Annotated in this window: 21 protein-coding genes and 2 pseudogenes; 17 read left to right on the plus strand and 6 right to left on the minus strand. The window is 68.6% G+C overall.

The annotated features are described in order from the left end of the window. Position 1: 1 nt before the first annotated feature. Complete coding sequence (locus VXC91_RS11460) at positions 2-634, minus strand: AIM24 family protein (RefSeq protein ID WP_329507051.1); 633 nt, start codon at positions 632-634, stop codon at positions 2-4. 240 nt (positions 635-874) lie between these two features. On the opposite strand from VXC91_RS11460, the gene VXC91_RS11465 reads away from it, so the two are divergent. The 12 genes and pseudogenes from VXC91_RS11465 to VXC91_RS11520 all read left to right on the plus strand — a co-directional run bounded on the left by VXC91_RS11465 (position 875) and on the right by VXC91_RS11520 (position 8,496). After that, positions 875-1,219 carry a DUF3817 domain-containing protein gene (locus VXC91_RS11465; RefSeq protein WP_329507015.1) on the plus strand — a complete coding sequence of 115 codons (345 nt, stop codon included), beginning with the start codon at positions 875-877 and terminating at the stop codon, positions 1,217-1,219. Beyond that, positions 1,216-1,353 (plus strand): annotated as a pseudogene (locus VXC91_RS11470) (thiamine-binding protein); the annotation flags it as partial. The gene VXC91_RS11465 and the pseudogene VXC91_RS11470, both read left to right, overlap by 4 nt. A 19-nt stretch (positions 1,354-1,372) precedes the next feature. After that, positions 1,373-2,767 (plus strand): recombinase family protein, encoded by a 1,395-nt coding sequence (locus tag VXC91_RS11475; protein WP_329507016.1) that lies wholly within the window; start codon positions 1,373-1,375, stop codon positions 2,765-2,767. Positions 2,768-3,990: 1,223 nt separating this feature from the next. After that, complete coding sequence (locus VXC91_RS11480; protein WP_329507017.1) at positions 3,991-4,413, plus strand: hypothetical protein; 423 nt, start codon at positions 3,991-3,993, stop codon at positions 4,411-4,413. A gap of 89 nt (positions 4,414-4,502) precedes the next feature. Next, complete coding sequence (locus VXC91_RS11485) at positions 4,503-4,721, plus strand: hypothetical protein (RefSeq protein WP_329507018.1); 219 nt, start codon at positions 4,503-4,505, stop codon at positions 4,719-4,721. Further along, on the plus strand, positions 4,718-4,990 hold the full coding sequence (locus VXC91_RS11490; protein WP_329507019.1) for a hypothetical protein: 273 nt from the start codon (positions 4,718-4,720) through the stop codon (positions 4,988-4,990). The genes VXC91_RS11485 and VXC91_RS11490 overlap by 4 nt, the downstream gene beginning before the upstream one ends. Further along, positions 4,987-5,439: a hypothetical protein gene (locus VXC91_RS11495; protein WP_329507020.1), complete on the plus strand. Its 453-nt coding sequence runs from the start codon at positions 4,987-4,989 to the stop codon at positions 5,437-5,439. The genes VXC91_RS11490 and VXC91_RS11495 overlap by 4 nt, the downstream gene beginning before the upstream one ends. A 31-nt stretch (positions 5,440-5,470) precedes the next feature. Next, positions 5,471-6,328 carry a phage major capsid protein gene (locus VXC91_RS11500; protein WP_329507021.1) on the plus strand — a complete coding sequence of 286 codons (858 nt, stop codon included), beginning with the start codon at positions 5,471-5,473 and terminating at the stop codon, positions 6,326-6,328. After that, positions 6,328-6,891, plus strand: a complete 564-nt coding sequence (locus VXC91_RS11505; RefSeq protein WP_329507022.1) for a hypothetical protein — start codon at positions 6,328-6,330, stop codon at positions 6,889-6,891. Before VXC91_RS11500 ends, VXC91_RS11505 begins: the two co-directional genes overlap by 1 nt. Beyond that, positions 6,888-7,220 carry a phage head closure protein gene (locus VXC91_RS11510; RefSeq protein ID WP_329507023.1) on the plus strand — a complete coding sequence of 111 codons (333 nt, stop codon included), beginning with the start codon at positions 6,888-6,890 and terminating at the stop codon, positions 7,218-7,220. The genes VXC91_RS11505 and VXC91_RS11510 overlap by 4 nt, the downstream gene beginning before the upstream one ends. A gap of 304 nt (positions 7,221-7,524) precedes the next feature. Further along, positions 7,525-7,878: an HNH endonuclease signature motif containing protein gene (locus VXC91_RS11515; RefSeq protein WP_329507052.1), complete on the plus strand. Its 354-nt coding sequence runs from the start codon at positions 7,525-7,527 to the stop codon at positions 7,876-7,878. Positions 7,879-8,151: 273 nt separating this feature from the next. Further along, the gene (locus VXC91_RS11520) at positions 8,152-8,496 is read left to right on the plus strand and encodes a hypothetical protein (protein WP_329507024.1); all 345 of its coding nucleotides are present in this window, start codon (positions 8,152-8,154) and stop codon (positions 8,494-8,496) included. A 535-nt stretch (positions 8,497-9,031) separates the two neighbouring features. On the opposite strand, the gene VXC91_RS11525 is transcribed toward VXC91_RS11520, so the two are convergent. Both VXC91_RS11525 and VXC91_RS11530 read right to left on the minus strand, forming a co-directional pair. Next, the gene (locus tag VXC91_RS11525) at positions 9,032-9,373 is read right to left on the minus strand and encodes a hypothetical protein (protein ID WP_329507025.1); all 342 of its coding nucleotides are present in this window, start codon (positions 9,371-9,373) and stop codon (positions 9,032-9,034) included. Beyond that, positions 9,370-9,747, minus strand: a complete 378-nt coding sequence (locus VXC91_RS11530) for a hypothetical protein (protein WP_329507026.1) — start codon at positions 9,745-9,747, stop codon at positions 9,370-9,372. Before VXC91_RS11530 ends, VXC91_RS11525 begins: the two co-directional genes overlap by 4 nt. 157 nt (positions 9,748-9,904) lie before the next feature. Between VXC91_RS11530 and VXC91_RS11535 the strand changes: the two genes are divergently transcribed. Both VXC91_RS11535 and VXC91_RS11540 read left to right on the plus strand, forming a co-directional pair. Beyond that, positions 9,905-10,126, plus strand: a complete 222-nt coding sequence (locus VXC91_RS11535; protein ID WP_329507027.1) for a GntR family transcriptional regulator — start codon at positions 9,905-9,907, stop codon at positions 10,124-10,126. A gap of 49 nt (positions 10,127-10,175) precedes the next feature. Then, a pseudogene (locus tag VXC91_RS11540) lies at positions 10,176-10,340 on the plus strand (thiamine-binding protein); the annotation flags it as partial. 226 nt (positions 10,341-10,566) lie between these two features. On the opposite strand, the gene VXC91_RS11545 reads toward VXC91_RS11540, so the two are convergent. Next, positions 10,567-10,998, minus strand: a complete 432-nt coding sequence (locus VXC91_RS11545) for an SRPBCC family protein (protein ID WP_329507028.1) — start codon at positions 10,996-10,998, stop codon at positions 10,567-10,569. A 125-nt stretch (positions 10,999-11,123) separates the two neighbouring features. On the opposite strand from VXC91_RS11545, the gene VXC91_RS11550 reads away from it, so the two are divergent. From VXC91_RS11550 to VXC91_RS11560, 3 genes are all read left to right on the plus strand, one after another. Continuing rightward, the gene (locus tag VXC91_RS11550) at positions 11,124-11,633 is read left to right on the plus strand and encodes a MarR family winged helix-turn-helix transcriptional regulator (protein ID WP_329507029.1); all 510 of its coding nucleotides are present in this window, start codon (positions 11,124-11,126) and stop codon (positions 11,631-11,633) included. A 64-nt stretch (positions 11,634-11,697) separates the two neighbouring features. Further along, on the plus strand, positions 11,698-12,036 hold the full coding sequence (locus tag VXC91_RS11555) for a DUF3817 domain-containing protein (RefSeq protein ID WP_329507030.1): 339 nt from the start codon (positions 11,698-11,700) through the stop codon (positions 12,034-12,036). A gap of 131 nt (positions 12,037-12,167) precedes the next feature. Next, the gene (locus VXC91_RS11560; protein WP_329507031.1) at positions 12,168-13,868 is read left to right on the plus strand and encodes an acyl-CoA mutase large subunit family protein; all 1,701 of its coding nucleotides are present in this window, start codon (positions 12,168-12,170) and stop codon (positions 13,866-13,868) included. A 100-nt stretch (positions 13,869-13,968) separates the two neighbouring features. Here the strand turns inward: VXC91_RS11560 and VXC91_RS11565 are convergent, their stop codons facing one another. Both VXC91_RS11565 and VXC91_RS11570 read right to left on the minus strand, forming a co-directional pair. Then, positions 13,969-15,120: a DUF3103 family protein gene (locus VXC91_RS11565; RefSeq protein WP_329507032.1), complete on the minus strand. Its 1,152-nt coding sequence runs from the start codon at positions 15,118-15,120 to the stop codon at positions 13,969-13,971. Positions 15,121-15,331: 211 nt separating this feature from the next. Then, the gene (locus tag VXC91_RS11570) at positions 15,332-15,946 is read right to left on the minus strand and encodes a TetR/AcrR family transcriptional regulator (protein ID WP_329507033.1); all 615 of its coding nucleotides are present in this window, start codon (positions 15,944-15,946) and stop codon (positions 15,332-15,334) included. Between the last annotated feature and the right edge of the window lie 78 nt (positions 15,947-16,024).

Consider the following 16,024-nt stretch of genomic DNA (forward strand, 5'->3'; position numbering starts at 1 on the left):
GTCAGACGTCCCCCGCGATCGTGTTGCGCTCGCTGGGCTGGACGTACACCAGCCCGTCCCCTTCGAAGCGGATCTGGAAGGCCTCGCCGCCGCCCTCGCCGAGGAATGTGCGGAAGGTCACCCCCGACTGGAACGACTGCCGCAGATTGCCCTGGTGCGCCACGTACGCTCCGGGGTCGACGGTCAGCGGGTACTGCGCGCTCACCCGCAGCACCACCGCCGGTCCGTCCGACATGATCGCCGCCTGGCCGTGGCCCTCGACGGTCGTCGTGAACAGACCGTTGCCCTGGGAGGCGCCGCGCAGGCCGGTGAACGTCGTTCCCGTGCGCAGACCGGCGTCGGTCGCGAGAAGGTTGCTCGACTCGACGTACAGCTTGTCCCCCTGGAGATCGACGAGGTTGATCTCGGCGGCCCGGTCCGCGAACCAGCACGTCCCGTGCCCCCGCACCTCCATCACGGTCATCTGCTCGCCGGTGAGCCGCCGGGTCACCATCCCCCGGATCCCCTCACCGCCGCCGGTGAGCTTCTTGAAGGCCATCTGCCCGTCGTAGGCGACCATGGAGCCGTTCTTCGCTTTCACGGCGTCACCGGTCATGTCGACGGCCAGCACCTTGCTGCCTTGGAGTCGGAACATCGCCACGGGGCGAAGGTAGCGGCCGGGCGAGGCGGCGGACAGAGCCGTGTGGTGGATCCGGCCCCTGACGCGTCCCTGAGGGAACAGGTGTACCGGTGGACCCGCGACCGCCAGGTCGGCGGACAAATCGCCGACACCCGCACCCCCGTTCCGGGTGCGCCGAGTCCCGGATGTCACAATGGGCGGACGCTTGTGCGTGCGTTCACAAAGCGTCGACGACTCTTCCACCGAAGGTGACCCGTGGACATAAAGACCGCCACCGCCCTCCGCCGGCTCCGCCTTGTCTCGGCCCCCGAGGCCGTCTCCTTCCTGCTGCTGCTGGTCTGCTCGGTACTGAAGCGCACCACTGACTTCGACGCGGTGCCTGTCATGGGCTCGATCCACGGGATCCTCTTCATCCTGTACGTGATCTTCTGGGCCGACGCCTGGAACCGCACCAAGTGGTCACTGCGGACCGCGGCCGTCTACTTCGTGCTCTCCGTGCTGCCGACCGGCGGCTTCTTCGCCGAGCGCAAACTGCGCCGCGAGGCCGAGGACGCCGTCATCGCCGCGCGCGCCCGCAAGGAAGGGATCGTGAACGCGTGATCGTCGCCTTCTCCGTGACACCGCTCGGGGTCGGCGAGGACGTGGGGGAGTACGTCGCCGACGCCGTCCGGGTCGTACCGGAATCGGGTCTGCCGAACCGTACCGACGCCATGTTCACCTCGATCGAGGGCGAACGCGCGTAGCTTCGCGTACATGACGAAGACAGGGATCTACCTACGGCTGTCCCGCGAGGCGGACGACTCTGCCAGCCTGGACACGCAGCGTGCCGCTGCCGCGCGCTGGCTGGCCGCCCATGGCTACGACCAGGCGGACGCTGTCGAGTACGTGGACGCTGGCGTCAGCGGAGCCAAACCGCTGGAGCTGCGTAAGGGCATGGCTGCGCTCCTCGCCGACCGGCCGGACGTCGTCGTGGCGTGGAAGCTGGACAGGTTCGCCCGCTCCGTGTCGGAGTTCCTCCGCCTGGTCGCCTGGGCGGAGGCTCACGGCGTAGCCATAGCGACCACAGACAACGCGATCGACACGACGACCCCGACAGGCCGCATGGTCGCAACCGTCCTCGCAGCTTTGGCGGAGTGGGAGAGAGGTGTTATTGCGGCCCGCATCGTGGACGGGCACGCAACACGCAGGGCCCAGGGACGTTGGTCGTCCGGCCGGGCCCCGTATGGCTACCGCATCACCCGTCGCAACGGAGCTGCGTACCTCGAAGTCGACCCCGACCAGGCCGCGAAGGTCCGCGAAGCGGTGGCCACACTCGTTAACGGCTCTACGGTCGCCGCCACGGCACGCATGACGGGCCTCTCCGAACCTCAGTGGCGACGCCTCCTGAAGTCTCCGACCCTGCGAGGACAGCGGGAACACAAGGGCGTCCTGATCTGTGAGCCTGACGGGATCACGCCCGTTCAGTTCACTGACCCGATTCTCTCCGCTGCGGAGTTGTTGGCCGTACGGAAACGCATGCTGGCCTTGGCAACGGGCCAGGACCGCGCTCCCCGCCGTGCCGCACCGATGTGCGCAGACCTGGCCCATTGCTACCGATGCTCCGGCCGGCTGAACGGCGGGACGTCCGACAAGGGCGTTCCTCTCTACCGCTGTAGGGCTGGGCACGTCACTGTCTACGCGGAGACCCTGGACCAGCGCGTAGAAGCCGACTTCCTGACCACCTTCGGCACCTACGCTGAAACCGTCGTCCGCCTGGAGGGCGGTAACGACCTGTCAGCGGAGATGCTGGAAGCGCGCGAACAAGCGGAGCGTCTGGCCGCACGCATGGCAACGGCTGGCCCGCTGATGCTGGCGACCCTGGAGAGCCTGGCCGCGGACCTGGAAGCCACGTACGCCCGTCTGCGGGACGCCCACGACCCGGAGGTCCGGGAAGTGCCTGTCCCTACTGGCAGGTCCATGGCAGAGGCGTGGGAGGCGTCTGACGTGCCTGCGCGGGCCAGGCTCCTGGCTGGCATGGGCCTGCGGGTCGTCCTCCATCCGAAGCAACGCGCTGACCGGCTGAACGTGGCCTGGGGGCCGTCTGGAGACGCGTACGACGCGCGCCTGGAGGAGATCGAAGAGGAGGAGCGCGCAGCGCTGGCAGACTGACGCTCCGGAGCGACGAGGAGGGGCCCGCCTGGGCGACCGGGGCCGGGCCCCTTCGCCGCGTCTTGGGCCGGCGCTGGCCGGAGGCAGCGGATAGCCGTTACAGACCAGGAGACTTAGCAAGGCCCTGAGCTGCAATGTTCTTATATTTTTTTAGTGGTTACTTCAAACAAATAACTCCTACATAGTTTTGGTTTTTGGGAGTTACCCCAGATGGTGCAACCACTACAGCTTTAAAGAACAACGCCCAGCGGCGGCCTCCCCGCTGCCTGCCGTTAACGCCTGTGAGGCCCAGGAAGGCGCCTGCACGCCTCTCTGAGCGCCTCTGACCGCCTCCAGGCCGCCACAGAGGCGTACAGGGCCGTTTACGACCTCCGTGCCAGCCAGGGGACATCCTCCCCGGACTAGTAGTGAAGGCGGGGGAGGTTTTCCCTGTAGGTAGTGGAAGGCACTCCGCCTTCATCGCAGCGGCCGTCCTGCCAGGGCACCCCAGCCGCAGACACAGACAACCGCTTCGCGCAGCGGTCTACGAAGTAGCGCGCACCTGGCCCCGGTCGCGGGTCTGCTGTTCCCGATCCTGGCGGGGGGACACAGCGGATCTTGCGACCGGGGCCATTTTTGTACCCATCTCCCGCCAGGAGGCCCCAAGTGCCCTACGACGACCATGACTTTGACGGAACCTGCCTCGCACCAGGCTGCGACAACCTGGTCCCCGAGCCGACTCCCCGGAAGCGGACGCGCACGTACGCCAACGAGTCGGAGCCTGACTTCGACATGCGGACGAAGCGTGACCAGCGCCGGACGTGTTCGAACGCCTGCCGCACCGCGCTGTCCCGAGCCAGGCGCGAGAAGGCCCGTCCGCTGGTCACGTGCCAGCTTTGTGGGCAACCGTTCATGCCACGCGGTCGCGGTCGCTGGACGGTCTGTCCTTACGAGGACGCCGACAACTTTTGCCGGGAGCGTCAGGACGACCGGGAGGACGCGCAGTCAATGCGCACGGCCGCCCTCGCCGAAGCTGAGTGCGAGCACTGCCAGACGCCTATCCCGTACAGCGGTCGCGGACGCCCGAAGCGCTTCTGTGCTCCGCGCTGTCGCACGGCTTTTTACCGCGCCACGAAGGGAGCTGCGAAGTGAACACCGAGACCCTGGCCGCTGTCACTGATGACCTGACCCGCGACGGTTGGCACGCCCTTGACCCTCGTGAGACGGACACGACGGCCCCGATCGTGAACGCCCTCCGCTGTCACAGCGTCAAGGCCACTACCGGTTCAGTCCTGGCCGTCCGCCGTTCCCTGTGGAAGCGACGCCAGGAGCTGAAGGCGAAGCCTGCCCCGGAGCCTGCCACGCCTGCCGTTGACGATCTGGGCCTTCCGGTCCCGACCGTAGATGAACTGGCCGACGAAGCCGCCTACGTCGTGGACGTGTTCTTCATGCTGTCGCTGACCTTTGCGCCGGACGCCCCCTGGCTCTTCGACAATGACGACGTGAACTGTTCGGCAGTCCCTCGCGACATCCGACAGACCGCCTTCCGCGCTGGCATGACGGTTGCCGCCGCCCACGGCGTCCCTGACAAGCCTCCGACGATGCGCCAGGTCGTTAACGCCCTGATCCGCCGGATGTCGAAGGACGGCCGGCTGAAGCGCTCCTGACCTCCTGGGTCGGTCCCTTGACGGGGGCCGGCCTTGCGGGGTGCCCAGGCGCCTGCCTGGCGCTCCTCTCTCATTCCTGGAGTCCCTCCGTGACCGACCTCCCTGCGCCCACCACCCAGATGGTCCGCAACGTCCTCGACGAATGCGTCTACGCGGCGTCTAAGACCCTGATCCGCGACGACCGTTCCTCCGACCCGGAGGCCCTGACGGCACTGGCCGCGCTGACCCAGGCCGTTGCCGAATACAAGGCTCAGACCCTGGCCGTGGCCAAATTCCGTGCCCAGCGTACGAAGGAGGCCAGCAAGTGATCCCGATCCGCCCCTCTGACGACGATTGGGTACTGGTCTTCAGCGACGCCCTGGCCGCTATCGCTGTCGCTGACGACGACTCGGAGGTCCGGTTCGAGGAGCTTCACTTCCGAGCACGGGAGCACACGAAGACCCTCCGTACTCCAACGGTGCCGGTAGGCCCCTACCGACGTCTTCTGACCCGAACCGGCTTCCCCGTCTTCGGCCAGAACGGCGCGCAGGTCGTCAAGGGCCTGCGCCTCATCGACACCCAGGAGGCCACAGAATGACCACAGAGGACACCACACAGACTTCCGCTGAGCCGTCCGACGGGACGCCGGCAGCGGACAACCCAGCCGATCCGGGGGACGCCCTGGGCGACGCTGGCAAGAGGGCCCTGGCCGCCCTGCGCTCCGAAAACAAGGAGCTGAAGGCCAGGCTGAAGGCACTGGAGGACACTTCCGCCGCTGAGCGCGATGCCAGCGAGGAAACGGCCTCCACGTCAGGGAGTACGCGCGATGCGGCCCCGACGTCAGACGAAGGCACGGCCGCGACGGCCGACGACGTCAAGCCAACACCGCCGAGGTTCCAGGGCACCGCCGATGGTGGCGCCCGAATGGGCACGGCTCCCGCGCGACAGCTCACGGCTGACGACCTTCGATCGATGAGCCCTCGCGCCATCGACCAGGCACGTCGTGAAGGCCGCCTGCGCGACATCCTCCGCGGCAACGGCCGCTGAGTCTCTCTGACCCAAGATTGGAGGCCATTCCATGGCCGTTACTTCCTTCGTCCCCACCATCTGGGGAGCTGCGGTTCTCACCGCCCTGTCCGAGAACCTGACCTACGGGTCCGAGCGTTGCTCGAACCGCGACTACGAAGGGGACGTCTCCGAGAGCGGCGGCACGGTGAAGATCACCACCGCTGGTGACGTCACCATCGGCGACTACGTGCCCTACACGGCGTACACGCCGGGCCAGGCTTCCACGACCACTGTGGACATGCCGATCAATCAGCGGAAGTTCTGGAACTTCATGCTGGACGACGTGGACCGCGCGCAGGTCCGCGACGACGGTGAACTTGTCGGCAAGCTGTCCGCGCGTGCCGCTCAGCAGCTCAAGGAGACCACCGACACCTACGTTGCCGCGCAGATGGCCGCCGGCGTCGCCGCTGGTAACCAGATCGCCGAACTCTCGGTGACTACGGCGACGGACGCCTATGACAAGGTGCTCCTTCCGCTCCGGCAGAAGCTGAGCGACGCCAGCGTGCCGACCGAGGGCCGGTTCCTGGTCGTCACTCCGGCGTTCCACAACAAGCTCCTGGCCGACAACCGCTTTGTCGCCGCTGGTGACGCCACTGCCGCCGATGTCCGCCAGAACGGCTTTGTCGGCCGTGCCGCTGGCTTCGACATCTTCGAGTCGGTGAACGCCCCCGATGGCCCCGGTACTGGTGCGGGCAAGCTGATCATCGCCGGTCACCCGTCCGCGACGACCTTCGCCGAGCAGATCAGCAAGGTGGAGGCCGTCCGCATGACGGACCGCTTCGTCGACCAGGTGCGCGGCCTGCACCTGTACGGCGCGCTGGTCATCCGGCCCACCGCGCTGGCTACCGCGGATGTGGTGGGCGCGTAATGCCGCTGGCACCCCTCGCCCTGGTCGCTGACCTGGTGGCGAGGGGTGTCGCCGTATCGGCGGAAGAGGAGCCGATCGTTAACGTCTACCTGGACGTTGCATCGGCTCTTGTCCGTGACGCGGCCGGCACCCCCGTCTCCCAGACGACCAGCACGACGACCCTGGAGGGGGATGGCTCCCTCCGCCTGCGCCTCCCTGGCCTCCCCGTGACCTCCGTCAGCGCGGTCGCTGTCGACGGCCAGGCCGTGACTGACTGGACGCTTCGCTCCGGCGTCCTGGTCCGTGACGCTGGCTGGTACGGCGACGTCCAGGTGACCTACACACACGGCCTCCCCGCTGTCCCGTCGGACATCGTGGACCTGGTCTGCCGCCTGGTTGCCAGGGCCCTGGTGGAGTACCGCTCCGGCGACCCTCTGAGCCGCCCTGTCACCCAGGAGCGCATCGGAGACTACTCCGTCACCTACGGAGGCCAGGAGGCCGCCACAATGGCGCTCAGCGCCGTTCAGCGCGCCAGACTGGCCGCACGCTTCGGCGCTGGCCCTGCCCTGGTGCGTTCACGATGAGCCGCGTCTCGCGCCTTCTGAATCAGACCGTTAACGTCTGGCGGTATACCCGTACCTCGGATGGCATGGGCGGCTGGGTGGCAGCGTGGGTCCAGGTGGGCACTGCGCGCGCCAGGCTGTCCCAGCGCAGCGCCCGTGAACGCACGGCAGCGGACCAAACGACCTCGCGCCTGACGCACGTCGTCTACCTCCTGCCTGACGCTGACGTCCGGCGCGGTGACGAACTCCGCCAGGCCGGCCGGACGTTCACGGTCCTCGCCACCTTTGAGCCTTCCGAGCCAGGCACGTACCTGCGCGCTGACTGTGAAGTAGTACAGACCGCTGCCTGACGTACCTCGAAAGGAGACCGCCATGCGACTCCGTGTCGGCTTCGGCCACCGCCTGGTCCTGGACGGCCAGGCGTACGGCCCAGGCGACGAATTCGACGTGCCCGAAGAGGCCGCCGCTACCTGGTTTCGTACCGGCCTCGTCCTCCCCGTTGACGGTGTCTGGCCGGACGACCTCTCCGCGGGCCCTGCGCAGGCCCCTACGGCCCCTGAACGCCCCCCAGGGCCGCCCCAGGCCGCGGAGCCTGCCGAGCCTGCGACACACGGTCCCTGCGACCCTGGCCCGAAGCCGAAGGGCGCACGCGCCATGCAGACTTGCCCGGTCCACCGCTGCCCGTGCCTTACGTGGAAGGGCAAGTGCAAGGCACACTCCCGCAGCAACGCGCAGGGCCGTCGCTACCGCGACAGCTACACGGCTACCCCCAGCCTCCGCACGCACTGGGACAAGCTGAGCAAAGGCAAGCTGCGGAAAGACCCGCTATGCCAGTCCCCTACCTGCGCTGAGATCCCCGCGCCACTCCGGCCAGCGGCTACCCAGGTGGACCACATAGACGGCCTGGGCCTTCAAGGTCCGCGAGCCTTCGACCCAGACAACTGGCAGAGTCTGTGCACCTCGTGCCACTCACGGAAGACAGCGGGCGAAAGCTTCGGCCGACCGTGAACGTCTGCCCCTCGCTGCCCACCTGCCTGGCACCACACCAGGCGCAGGCATCATGCCGACCGCGTCAGCTCCGCTGCGCAGCGATGCGTTAACGATCTTCGCTGAGCATCACAGACGGTGACCCCCACCCCGGGGGGTGACCCCCTTGACCATGGGGATCCTCAGCGCACGGGAGGTGTCTGGGGGGTGCGCGACGTGAATCAACTTTTGGCCGCGATCCAGCGGCGACACTCCGTGACTACTTTGGAGGTACCCATGCCCGGAGTCCGAGGCATGCAGCAACACACTCGTCGTAAACCGATGACCGGCGGAGGCAAGGCTACTCGCCTGCCGACCATCTGTGACCTGCCGGTCCCGCCGGCCCCGCCTGGCGCGAACTTCAGCGACGCCCAGCAGCAGCGCTGGGACGAACTGTTCGCGTCCGCCGTGGCCTGGTTGTGGGGTGAGGCCGAACTGGGCCTCGTCGCTGCCTACGTTCACCTGGAAGCCCAGCTCTTCGACGGCTCCGGTACCGCTGCCACGATCCGGGAGATCAAGTCGCTCGCCGATTCGCTGGGCCTGTCGCCTGCCAGCCGTGCCCGCATGGGCTACGAGATCGGGGACGACGATGGCCAGTAAGCGCCAACAGGCAGCGAAGGCCAGGAAGGCCGCGCACACGCCTGGCTCACGTCCTCCTGGGGTTTACGGGCCCTGGAGGGACGGGGAACCTGGCTGGACCGTCTGCCGCACGCACATGTTCGGCGTCATGCCCGGCTCAACGTGTCTGCGCTGTCGTCTGGAGGCGATGGAATCGTGAACGCCCGACCCGCGGCCAGTCAGCCGACAGCCGCGGACATCCTGGCCGCACTGTCCGCCTTGCGTCAGGACTTCCGGTCAGCGATGACGCTGCGTCCGCTGCCAGGCCGACGTCGTAAACGACTGTCCACCCTGCCTGACCTGCGCATTCGTCACGCTGACCGTAAACGACTGGCGTGATCCTGGCCGCGGATTGGCTCTTTCTGTCCGCTGCCAGCCTGGCTGTCCGGCCTGGCCGCCGACCTGTCCGACCTCCTGGCCACGTGCCTGGCCACGACGAAGGCCCCTGACCGCTTCCCTTCTGGGAGGTGGCCAGGGGCCTTTCTGCGTTGTCCGCGCTGTCCGCGCTGTGTCCGCGTCAGCCGGTCGCGGTGTCCTCGTGGCCGCCGCGTAGCGCGTCACGCAGGGCACGTGCAGCGGTGCCATAGACCGGTTGATCGAGCGGGATGCGCTCGATGTGCTTCGCTGCGACGCCGATCACTTCGCCCAGGGCGTCCGTCAGGGCAGGGGCGAACACGGCCAGCTCTTCCGCTGTCGCCTCGTCAGCTTCGAGGACAGCGGATACAACCGCGTGAAGGGCTGCCGCTGCCGCGAGGCTGGATTCGTCTGCCAGGAGGTCCAGGGCGCCTCCAGGCTCCGCGGAGACGTACACGCTGTGTCCCGTGGCTGGGTCGGTACCGAGGTAGCGAGGGCTGGTCATGCGGCGTTCACCGCCCGCGACGCCTCCAGGGCCTGACGGAGACCGGACTGGGCCGCGTCCAGCCTGACGCGTGCAGCGTCGACTGCGTTAACGATGGCCTCCGACACCGACAGTTCCTCCTGCCGTACAGGCCACGACGAAATGCCGTTGTAGTGGTCCTCGTACGCCTCGTGCCCCAGGGCCAGCGCGCAGTCCGCGTCAGCCTCGCTGAGCGAGGCAGGGTCGATACCGGGGCGCTCCGCCCCGCAGGTGTCGTCCGCGGTCGCCGCGGCCATTTGCACTGCCGCCTGGCACGCGGCCAGGTCCGCTTCCTCGTGGCTCATTCCGCGGCGCCACAGCGCGTTGTACACGATGTCGTAGGTAGGCTGGTCCACGTCGGTCACTCCTTGGGTGATCGGCCTGGCCCGGGGAGTTAGCCGCTCCGCCGGGCCGTCTTCGTTAACGACCTTACGCGGTTAATCGGTATCGCGGTAGTCCAATACCCCAGAACTGCGGTAGCACAGTGACACGGCAGCGCGCAAGCTAAACACCATGGACCTTGATCGCGCCCGACCTGTCTGGCCACAGATTGCCGATGACCTCCGCAGGCGCCTGGACGCTGGTGAGTGGAAGGCCGGCGAGCGCTTCCCTGGCGCTGTCGCGCTGGCCGCCGAGTACGAGGTCACCCAGTCGACAACCCAAAAGGCTGTCGTGGCGCTACGCGAGGAGGGCCGGCTCCGCACCGTCCTGGGAGCGGGGAGCTACGTGGTCTGACCCGGGGCGGAGCCCCCCTCCTTCATGTACTCCAGACTTGCCACGTTCCGGTGAGTGGGACGAAGTCATGCACGTCGTGAAGCGCGCCGTCGCCGCGGTCGAGGAGCGCGCACCACGAGTCTCCCTGGTACTGAAGGCGGACATCCGCCCGGCCGTGACCGACGGCCTCACCTCGAAGGTGGAGACGGTGGAGCGGTATCTGTCCGGCGAGTGATCCCCCTTCCGGCAACGAAGAACCCCGGCCCCGAGGGCCGGGGTTCTCTCGTACTCCAGGCTGACGGTCTCCGGGACCGGGGTGTCGGCGCAGGAGAAGACGCGACCGGACGGGACGCGCACCTGCGCGCTGCGGTTTTCCTCACGGCATCCGCTGCCGCCGTCCGCGGGTGCGCGGACAGGCGCCCCGGGGCCGCGTCGCTCCCGGCAGCCTCACGACGCTCCGCTCACCGTTCCCGTTCCACGTACTCCTTGAACTGCTCCAGATCGCTGCGGACGAGCCGCTCGATCGCGTTCGCCTGGGCGAACCCCTTCGGCCCGCCGAACGCCTCCCTGACGGTCGCGGGGTCGTACTCGAGACGAATCTGGACCCGGGTGTGGTCGCGGTCGATGGGATGCAACGAGAAGGAGCCCGCCAGATCGGGGCCACCCGTGGTGTGCCACTCCATCACGCGCTCCCGGCCGCGGTCGGAGACCTCGGCGTCGAACCCCTTGGCGCGACCGCCGGCCTCGATGTCCAGATGTGCTCGGCCGCCCTCCTCCGTGCGGACGTCGCGTACTCCGCCCACGAAGCTGGGATAATTCTCCACCCGGTGGAGGCTGTTCCAGGCCGTGTCGATGGGGACACCTACGTCGACGTGTTCTTCCAGGGTGCTCATGGCCCACCTCCGCGTTCGGCTCATGACGCATGCCTTCCGCTTCCAGTGTGCGCCCCGGGGCCGTCGGCCGACCGAAAAGCGAGACGGGGCTGACCACCATGTGACCGGCCGGTAAGGTCAAAGACGTGCCGAAGCCGCTCAGCCTGACCTTCGACCCCATCGCCCGCGCCGACGAGCACTGGAAACAGCGATGGGGAAACGTGCCGTCCATGGCCGCGATCACCTCGATCATGCGGGCCCAGCAGATCCTGCTGGCCGAGGTGGACGCGATCGTGAAGCCGTACGGGCTGACCTTCGCGCGCTACGAGGCACTGGTGCTGCTCACCTTCTCCAAGGCGGGCGAACTGCCCATGTCGAAGATCGGGGAGCGCCTGATGGTGCACCCCACGTCGGTCACCAACACCGTCGACCGCCTGGTGAGGTCCGGCCTTGTCGCCAAGCGGCCCAACCCCGACGACGGCCGCGGCACTCTCGCCTCCATCACCGACAAGGGCCGCGAGGTCTGCGACGCGGCTACCCGTGACCTGATGGCGATGGACTTCGGGCTCGGTGTGTACGACGCGGAAGGGTGCGGTGAGATCTTCGCGATGCTGCGCCCGCTGCGCGTTGCCGCGGGGGACTTCGAGGCCGAGTAGCGGGCGTTCCGGCGGCGCGGGGGTGCCCGAAGATCGCCCGTAACCGGCCGTTACGCTCGTCCGCATGAAAAAGAGCGTGCTGACCCGCTACCGCGTGATGGCCTATGTCACGGGCGTGCTGCTGGTCCTGCTGACCCTCGGTGTGATCGCCAAGTACGTGCTGGACGTCAACGGCGCCGCGGACTTCACCCGCGTCGTCGGCATCGCGCACGGCTGGCTGTACGTCGTCTACCTGATCTTCGCCTTCGATCTCGGTGCCAAGGCGAAGTGGCCGGTCGGCAAGCAACTGTGGGTTCTCCTGGCGGGGACGATCCCGACGGCCGCCTTCTTCGTGGAGCGCAAGGTCACCCGCGAGCTGGAGACGAGGCTCACGGACGAGGCGCCCGCCGTCGTCAAGGCCTGAGGCCCCCACCGACGGGCCTGCGTGGGACGACCGCGCACGGGGCGGCCCCACGCCGCCGGTGGGCGGCTTTGGCGCACGTCACCTCCGCAAGCGGTCGACATTTACTTGGACGTCCTAGTAAATTCGACGGTATGGACGCTGACGCCATCGAGGAGGGCCGCCGACGCTGGCAGGCCCGCTACGACGCCGCACGCAAGCGTGAGGCCGACTTCACCACGCTCTCCGGCGACCCCGTGGAGCCCACGTACGGTCCGCGCCCCGGCGACACGTACGAGGGATTCGAACGGATCGGCTGGCCGGGTGAGTACCCCTTCACGCGCGGCCTGTACCCGACCGGCTACCGGGGGCGGACGTGGACCATCCGGCAGTTCGCCGGCTTCGGCAACGCCGAGCAGACCAACGAGCGCTACAAGATGATCCTGGACGCCGGCGGCGGGGGTCTGAGCGTGGCCTTCGACATGCCGACCCTCATGGGCCGCGACTCCGACGATCCGCGCTCCCTGGGCGAGGTCGGGCACTGCGGCGTGGCGATCGACTCGGCGGCGGACATGGAGGTCCTCTTCAAGGACATTCCGCTCGGCGACGTCACGACCTCGATGACGATCAGTGGCCCGGCCGTCCCCGTCTTCTGCATGTACCTCGTCGCCGCCGAACGGCAGGGGGTCGACCTCGCCGTGCTCAACGGCACGCTGCAGACCGACATCTTCAAGGAGTACATCGCCCAGAAGGAGTGGCTCTTCCAGCCCGAGCCGCATCTTCGCCTGATCGGCGACCTGATGGAGTACTGCGCCTCCGGCATCCCTGCGTACAAGCCGCTCTCCGTCTCCGGCTACCACATCCGGGAGGCGGGCGCGACGGCCGCGCAGGAGCTCGCCTACACGCTGGCCGACGGGTTCGGATACGTGGAGCTGGGGCTCAGTCGCGGACTGGACGTGGACGTCTTCGCCCCCGGCTTGTCCTTCTTCTTCGACGCGCACGTCGATTTCTTCGAGGAGATCGCCAAGTTCCGGGCGGCGCGCCGCATCTGGGCCCGATGGCTGCGCGACGTGTACGGGGCGGGGAGCGAGAAGGCGCAGTGGCTGCGCTTCCACACCCAGACCGCCGGTGTCTCGCTGACCGCGCAGCAGCCGTACAACAACGTGGTGCGTACGGCGGTGGAGGCCCTTGCGGCCGTGCTGGGCGGGACGAACTCGCTGCACACCAACGCCCTCGACGAGACCCTGGCGCTGCCGAGCGCGCAGGCGGCGGAGATCGCGCTGCGAACCCAGCAGGTGCTCATGGAGGAGACCGGGGTCGCCAACGTGGCGGACCCGCTGGGTGGCTCGTGGTACGTCGAGCAGCTGACGGACCGGATCGAGGCGGACGCCGAGCGGATCTTCGAGCAGATCAAGGAGCGCGGTCTGCTGGCCCATCCGGACGGCCGCCATCCGATCGGACCGATCACCTCCGGGATTCTGCGGGGCATCGAGGACGGCTGGTTCACGGGCGAGATAGCGGAGTCCGCGTTCCGGTACCAGCAGGCGCTGGAGAAGGGTGACAAGAACGTCGTCGGCGTGAACGTCCACACCGGGTCCGTCACCGGCGATCTGGAGATCCTGCGGGTCAGCCATGAGGTGGAGCGGGAGCAGGTGCGGGTGCTGGGCGAGCGGAAGGCCGGCCGGGACGACGCCACGGTACGTTCGGCGCTCGACCGCATGCTGGCCGCCGCGCGGTCCGGGGACAACATGATCGAGCCGATGCTCGAGGCCGTCCGCGCGGAGGCGACGCTCGGGGAGATCTGCGGGGTGCTGCGAGAGGAGTGGGGCGTCTACACCGAGCCCGTGCACTTCTGAGACCGCACACATGACGCGTGCACTTCTGAGACCGGACACAGAAGGGGCCGGCGGGAACCAGGTTGCCGCCGGCCCCTCCTGTCGTCGTCGGCCCGGCGCCTCAGAACTCCTGCACGAAGTAGGGCTCCACGGTCATCCAGCCGTTGCCCCGGGCGCCGTAGCGGGTGCCGTTGTCGCTCTGGGCCAGGGTGTACCAGGAGTCGACGTAGTCGGGGTCGTCCGTCCACCAGTCGTCCGGGAGCGCGTCAAGGACCGCGTTCACCAGCGGAATGTAGGTGCCCTGGTCGGCGATGGTGAGCAGCGCGGTGGCGATCGCCTTGGCGAGGTCGCGGTAGTTGGTGCTGCCGTCGTCCTCCATCATCACGGCGTCGGCCAGGTTGTACTTGTAGAGCGACCAGTTGACCAGGATCTGGTTGGGCCGGTAGACCGTGCCGTCGTTGTCCAGGTACGGCATGTCGACGGGGTCCACCCGGACGGCGCCGTCCTGGCCGAAGCCGGTGACGAGGGTGTAGATCTCGGCGTCGCCCTTGATCCAGGGCTCCTCGTCGTCCGAGAGCTCGACCGAGGTGATGCGGGTGGTCCAGAAGCCCGCGGCGGACGCCGACGCCCGCGAGGGGGCCGCAGGGGCCTGCTGAGGGGCCGACGCGGCGGAGGCCACGCCGTAGCGGGCGAGTTCCTCGTTCAGGACGTCCAGACCGGCGGCCAGCGCCTTGGAGCCGTCGATGTCCACGACGTACACCGGGTGCGCCGGCGCCGTGCGGGCGTCGAGCGTGTGGGTCCGGCCCCGGCTGTCGTAGGCGGTGACCGTGGCGGCGTCGTCGTCCGAGGCGGCCGCGGCCACCCAGGGCGTGGTCCCGGCCGCGAGCGCGGCGCGCATGGACCCGTCGCCGAGCCGCAGCCGCAGCAGCGAGCCGACCCCGGCGTCCAGGCCCTTGGCGGCGGCGATCCGGCGATCGGCCGCGGCCAGAGCGGACTTCAGGGTGCCGTCGGCCTGGCCGGCCAGGGCGGTGACGGCCACCTCGTCGGAGGTGAGCGCCGCCTCCCGGACGCGGGCGCGCCAGGCGGAGTCGGTGAGCGAGCCGGCTATCGCACGGGCGGCGTGGTCCTCCGCCGTGCTGACGACGGACGAGGGGCTGGGGGTCTTCGGGGCCGCAGTGGCCGGCAGCGCGCCCAGTGTCTGGGCGGTACAAAGAGCGACCAGGGACGCCGCGACGGCGCCGATGCCGCGCCGACGGGGGTGACGAGGTCTCACGTGGATCGATCCTCCGGGAGGCGAGTGGACGATGTCTCACTGTCAGGTGGAGCCCGTGATGCGGATCTATGCGGGTAGACTCCCGCGCCGACAAGCATGGCGGTGACATGACACATGCGGCAAGAGGCCCGTGCCGCGCACTGGGTGAACTTCCGGGGGCGCGGGCCGGAAGGCCCGCTGCACGACGCCCAAGAACGCCTGGCGTGCGGCGTCAGGAGCCGTACGCCGTGAGCCCGCCGAGCAGCACCGTGGCGAAACGTGCCGCCCAGTCGGCGTCGACGGCCTCGCAGGAGACGAGGGTGCGGTGCACGACCGCACCCGCGATCACGTCGAAGATCAGGTCGACCTGTGGAGCGGGGTCGCCCTGGTCGGCGGGGATCTCGCCGCGACTCTGAGCCCGCCGGCGGCCCTCGATCACCAGCCGCTTCTGCCGGTCGACGATCGCTTCGCGGATCCGCTGCCGCAGCGCCTCGTCGTGCGTGGCCTCGGCCACCACCGCCATCAGCGCGGTCTTGGCCGCCGGCTGCTCCAGCAGGGCGGCGAACTCCAGCACCACACCCTCCACGTCGGCCTGGAGGCTGCCCCGGTCGGGGAGTTCGAGCTCGTCGAAGAGTTCCGCCACCGCGTCCACCACGAGTTCGCTCTTGCCCGCCCAGCGGCGGTAGAGGGTCGTCTTCGCGACACCCGCCCGGGTCGCCACGTCCCCCAGTGTGAGGCCCGACCAGCCGAGTTCGACGAGCGCCTCCCGGGTGGCCGCCAGGATCGCAGTGTCCGCGGCGGCGCTGCGCGGGCGTCCCGTACGGGCGGCGGAAGTGCTGCTCTCCATGTCAGTGACCATATCCGGCCGGGTCCCCGTCCACTTCTGGACGTTGTGTGGAGTGGTGAGGGAGATCACCGGCGGACT

Source organism: Streptomyces chiangmaiensis (assembly GCF_036281785.1).
GTDB classification, from domain to species: Bacteria; Actinomycetota; Actinomycetes; order Streptomycetales; family Streptomycetaceae; genus Streptomyces; species Streptomyces chiangmaiensis.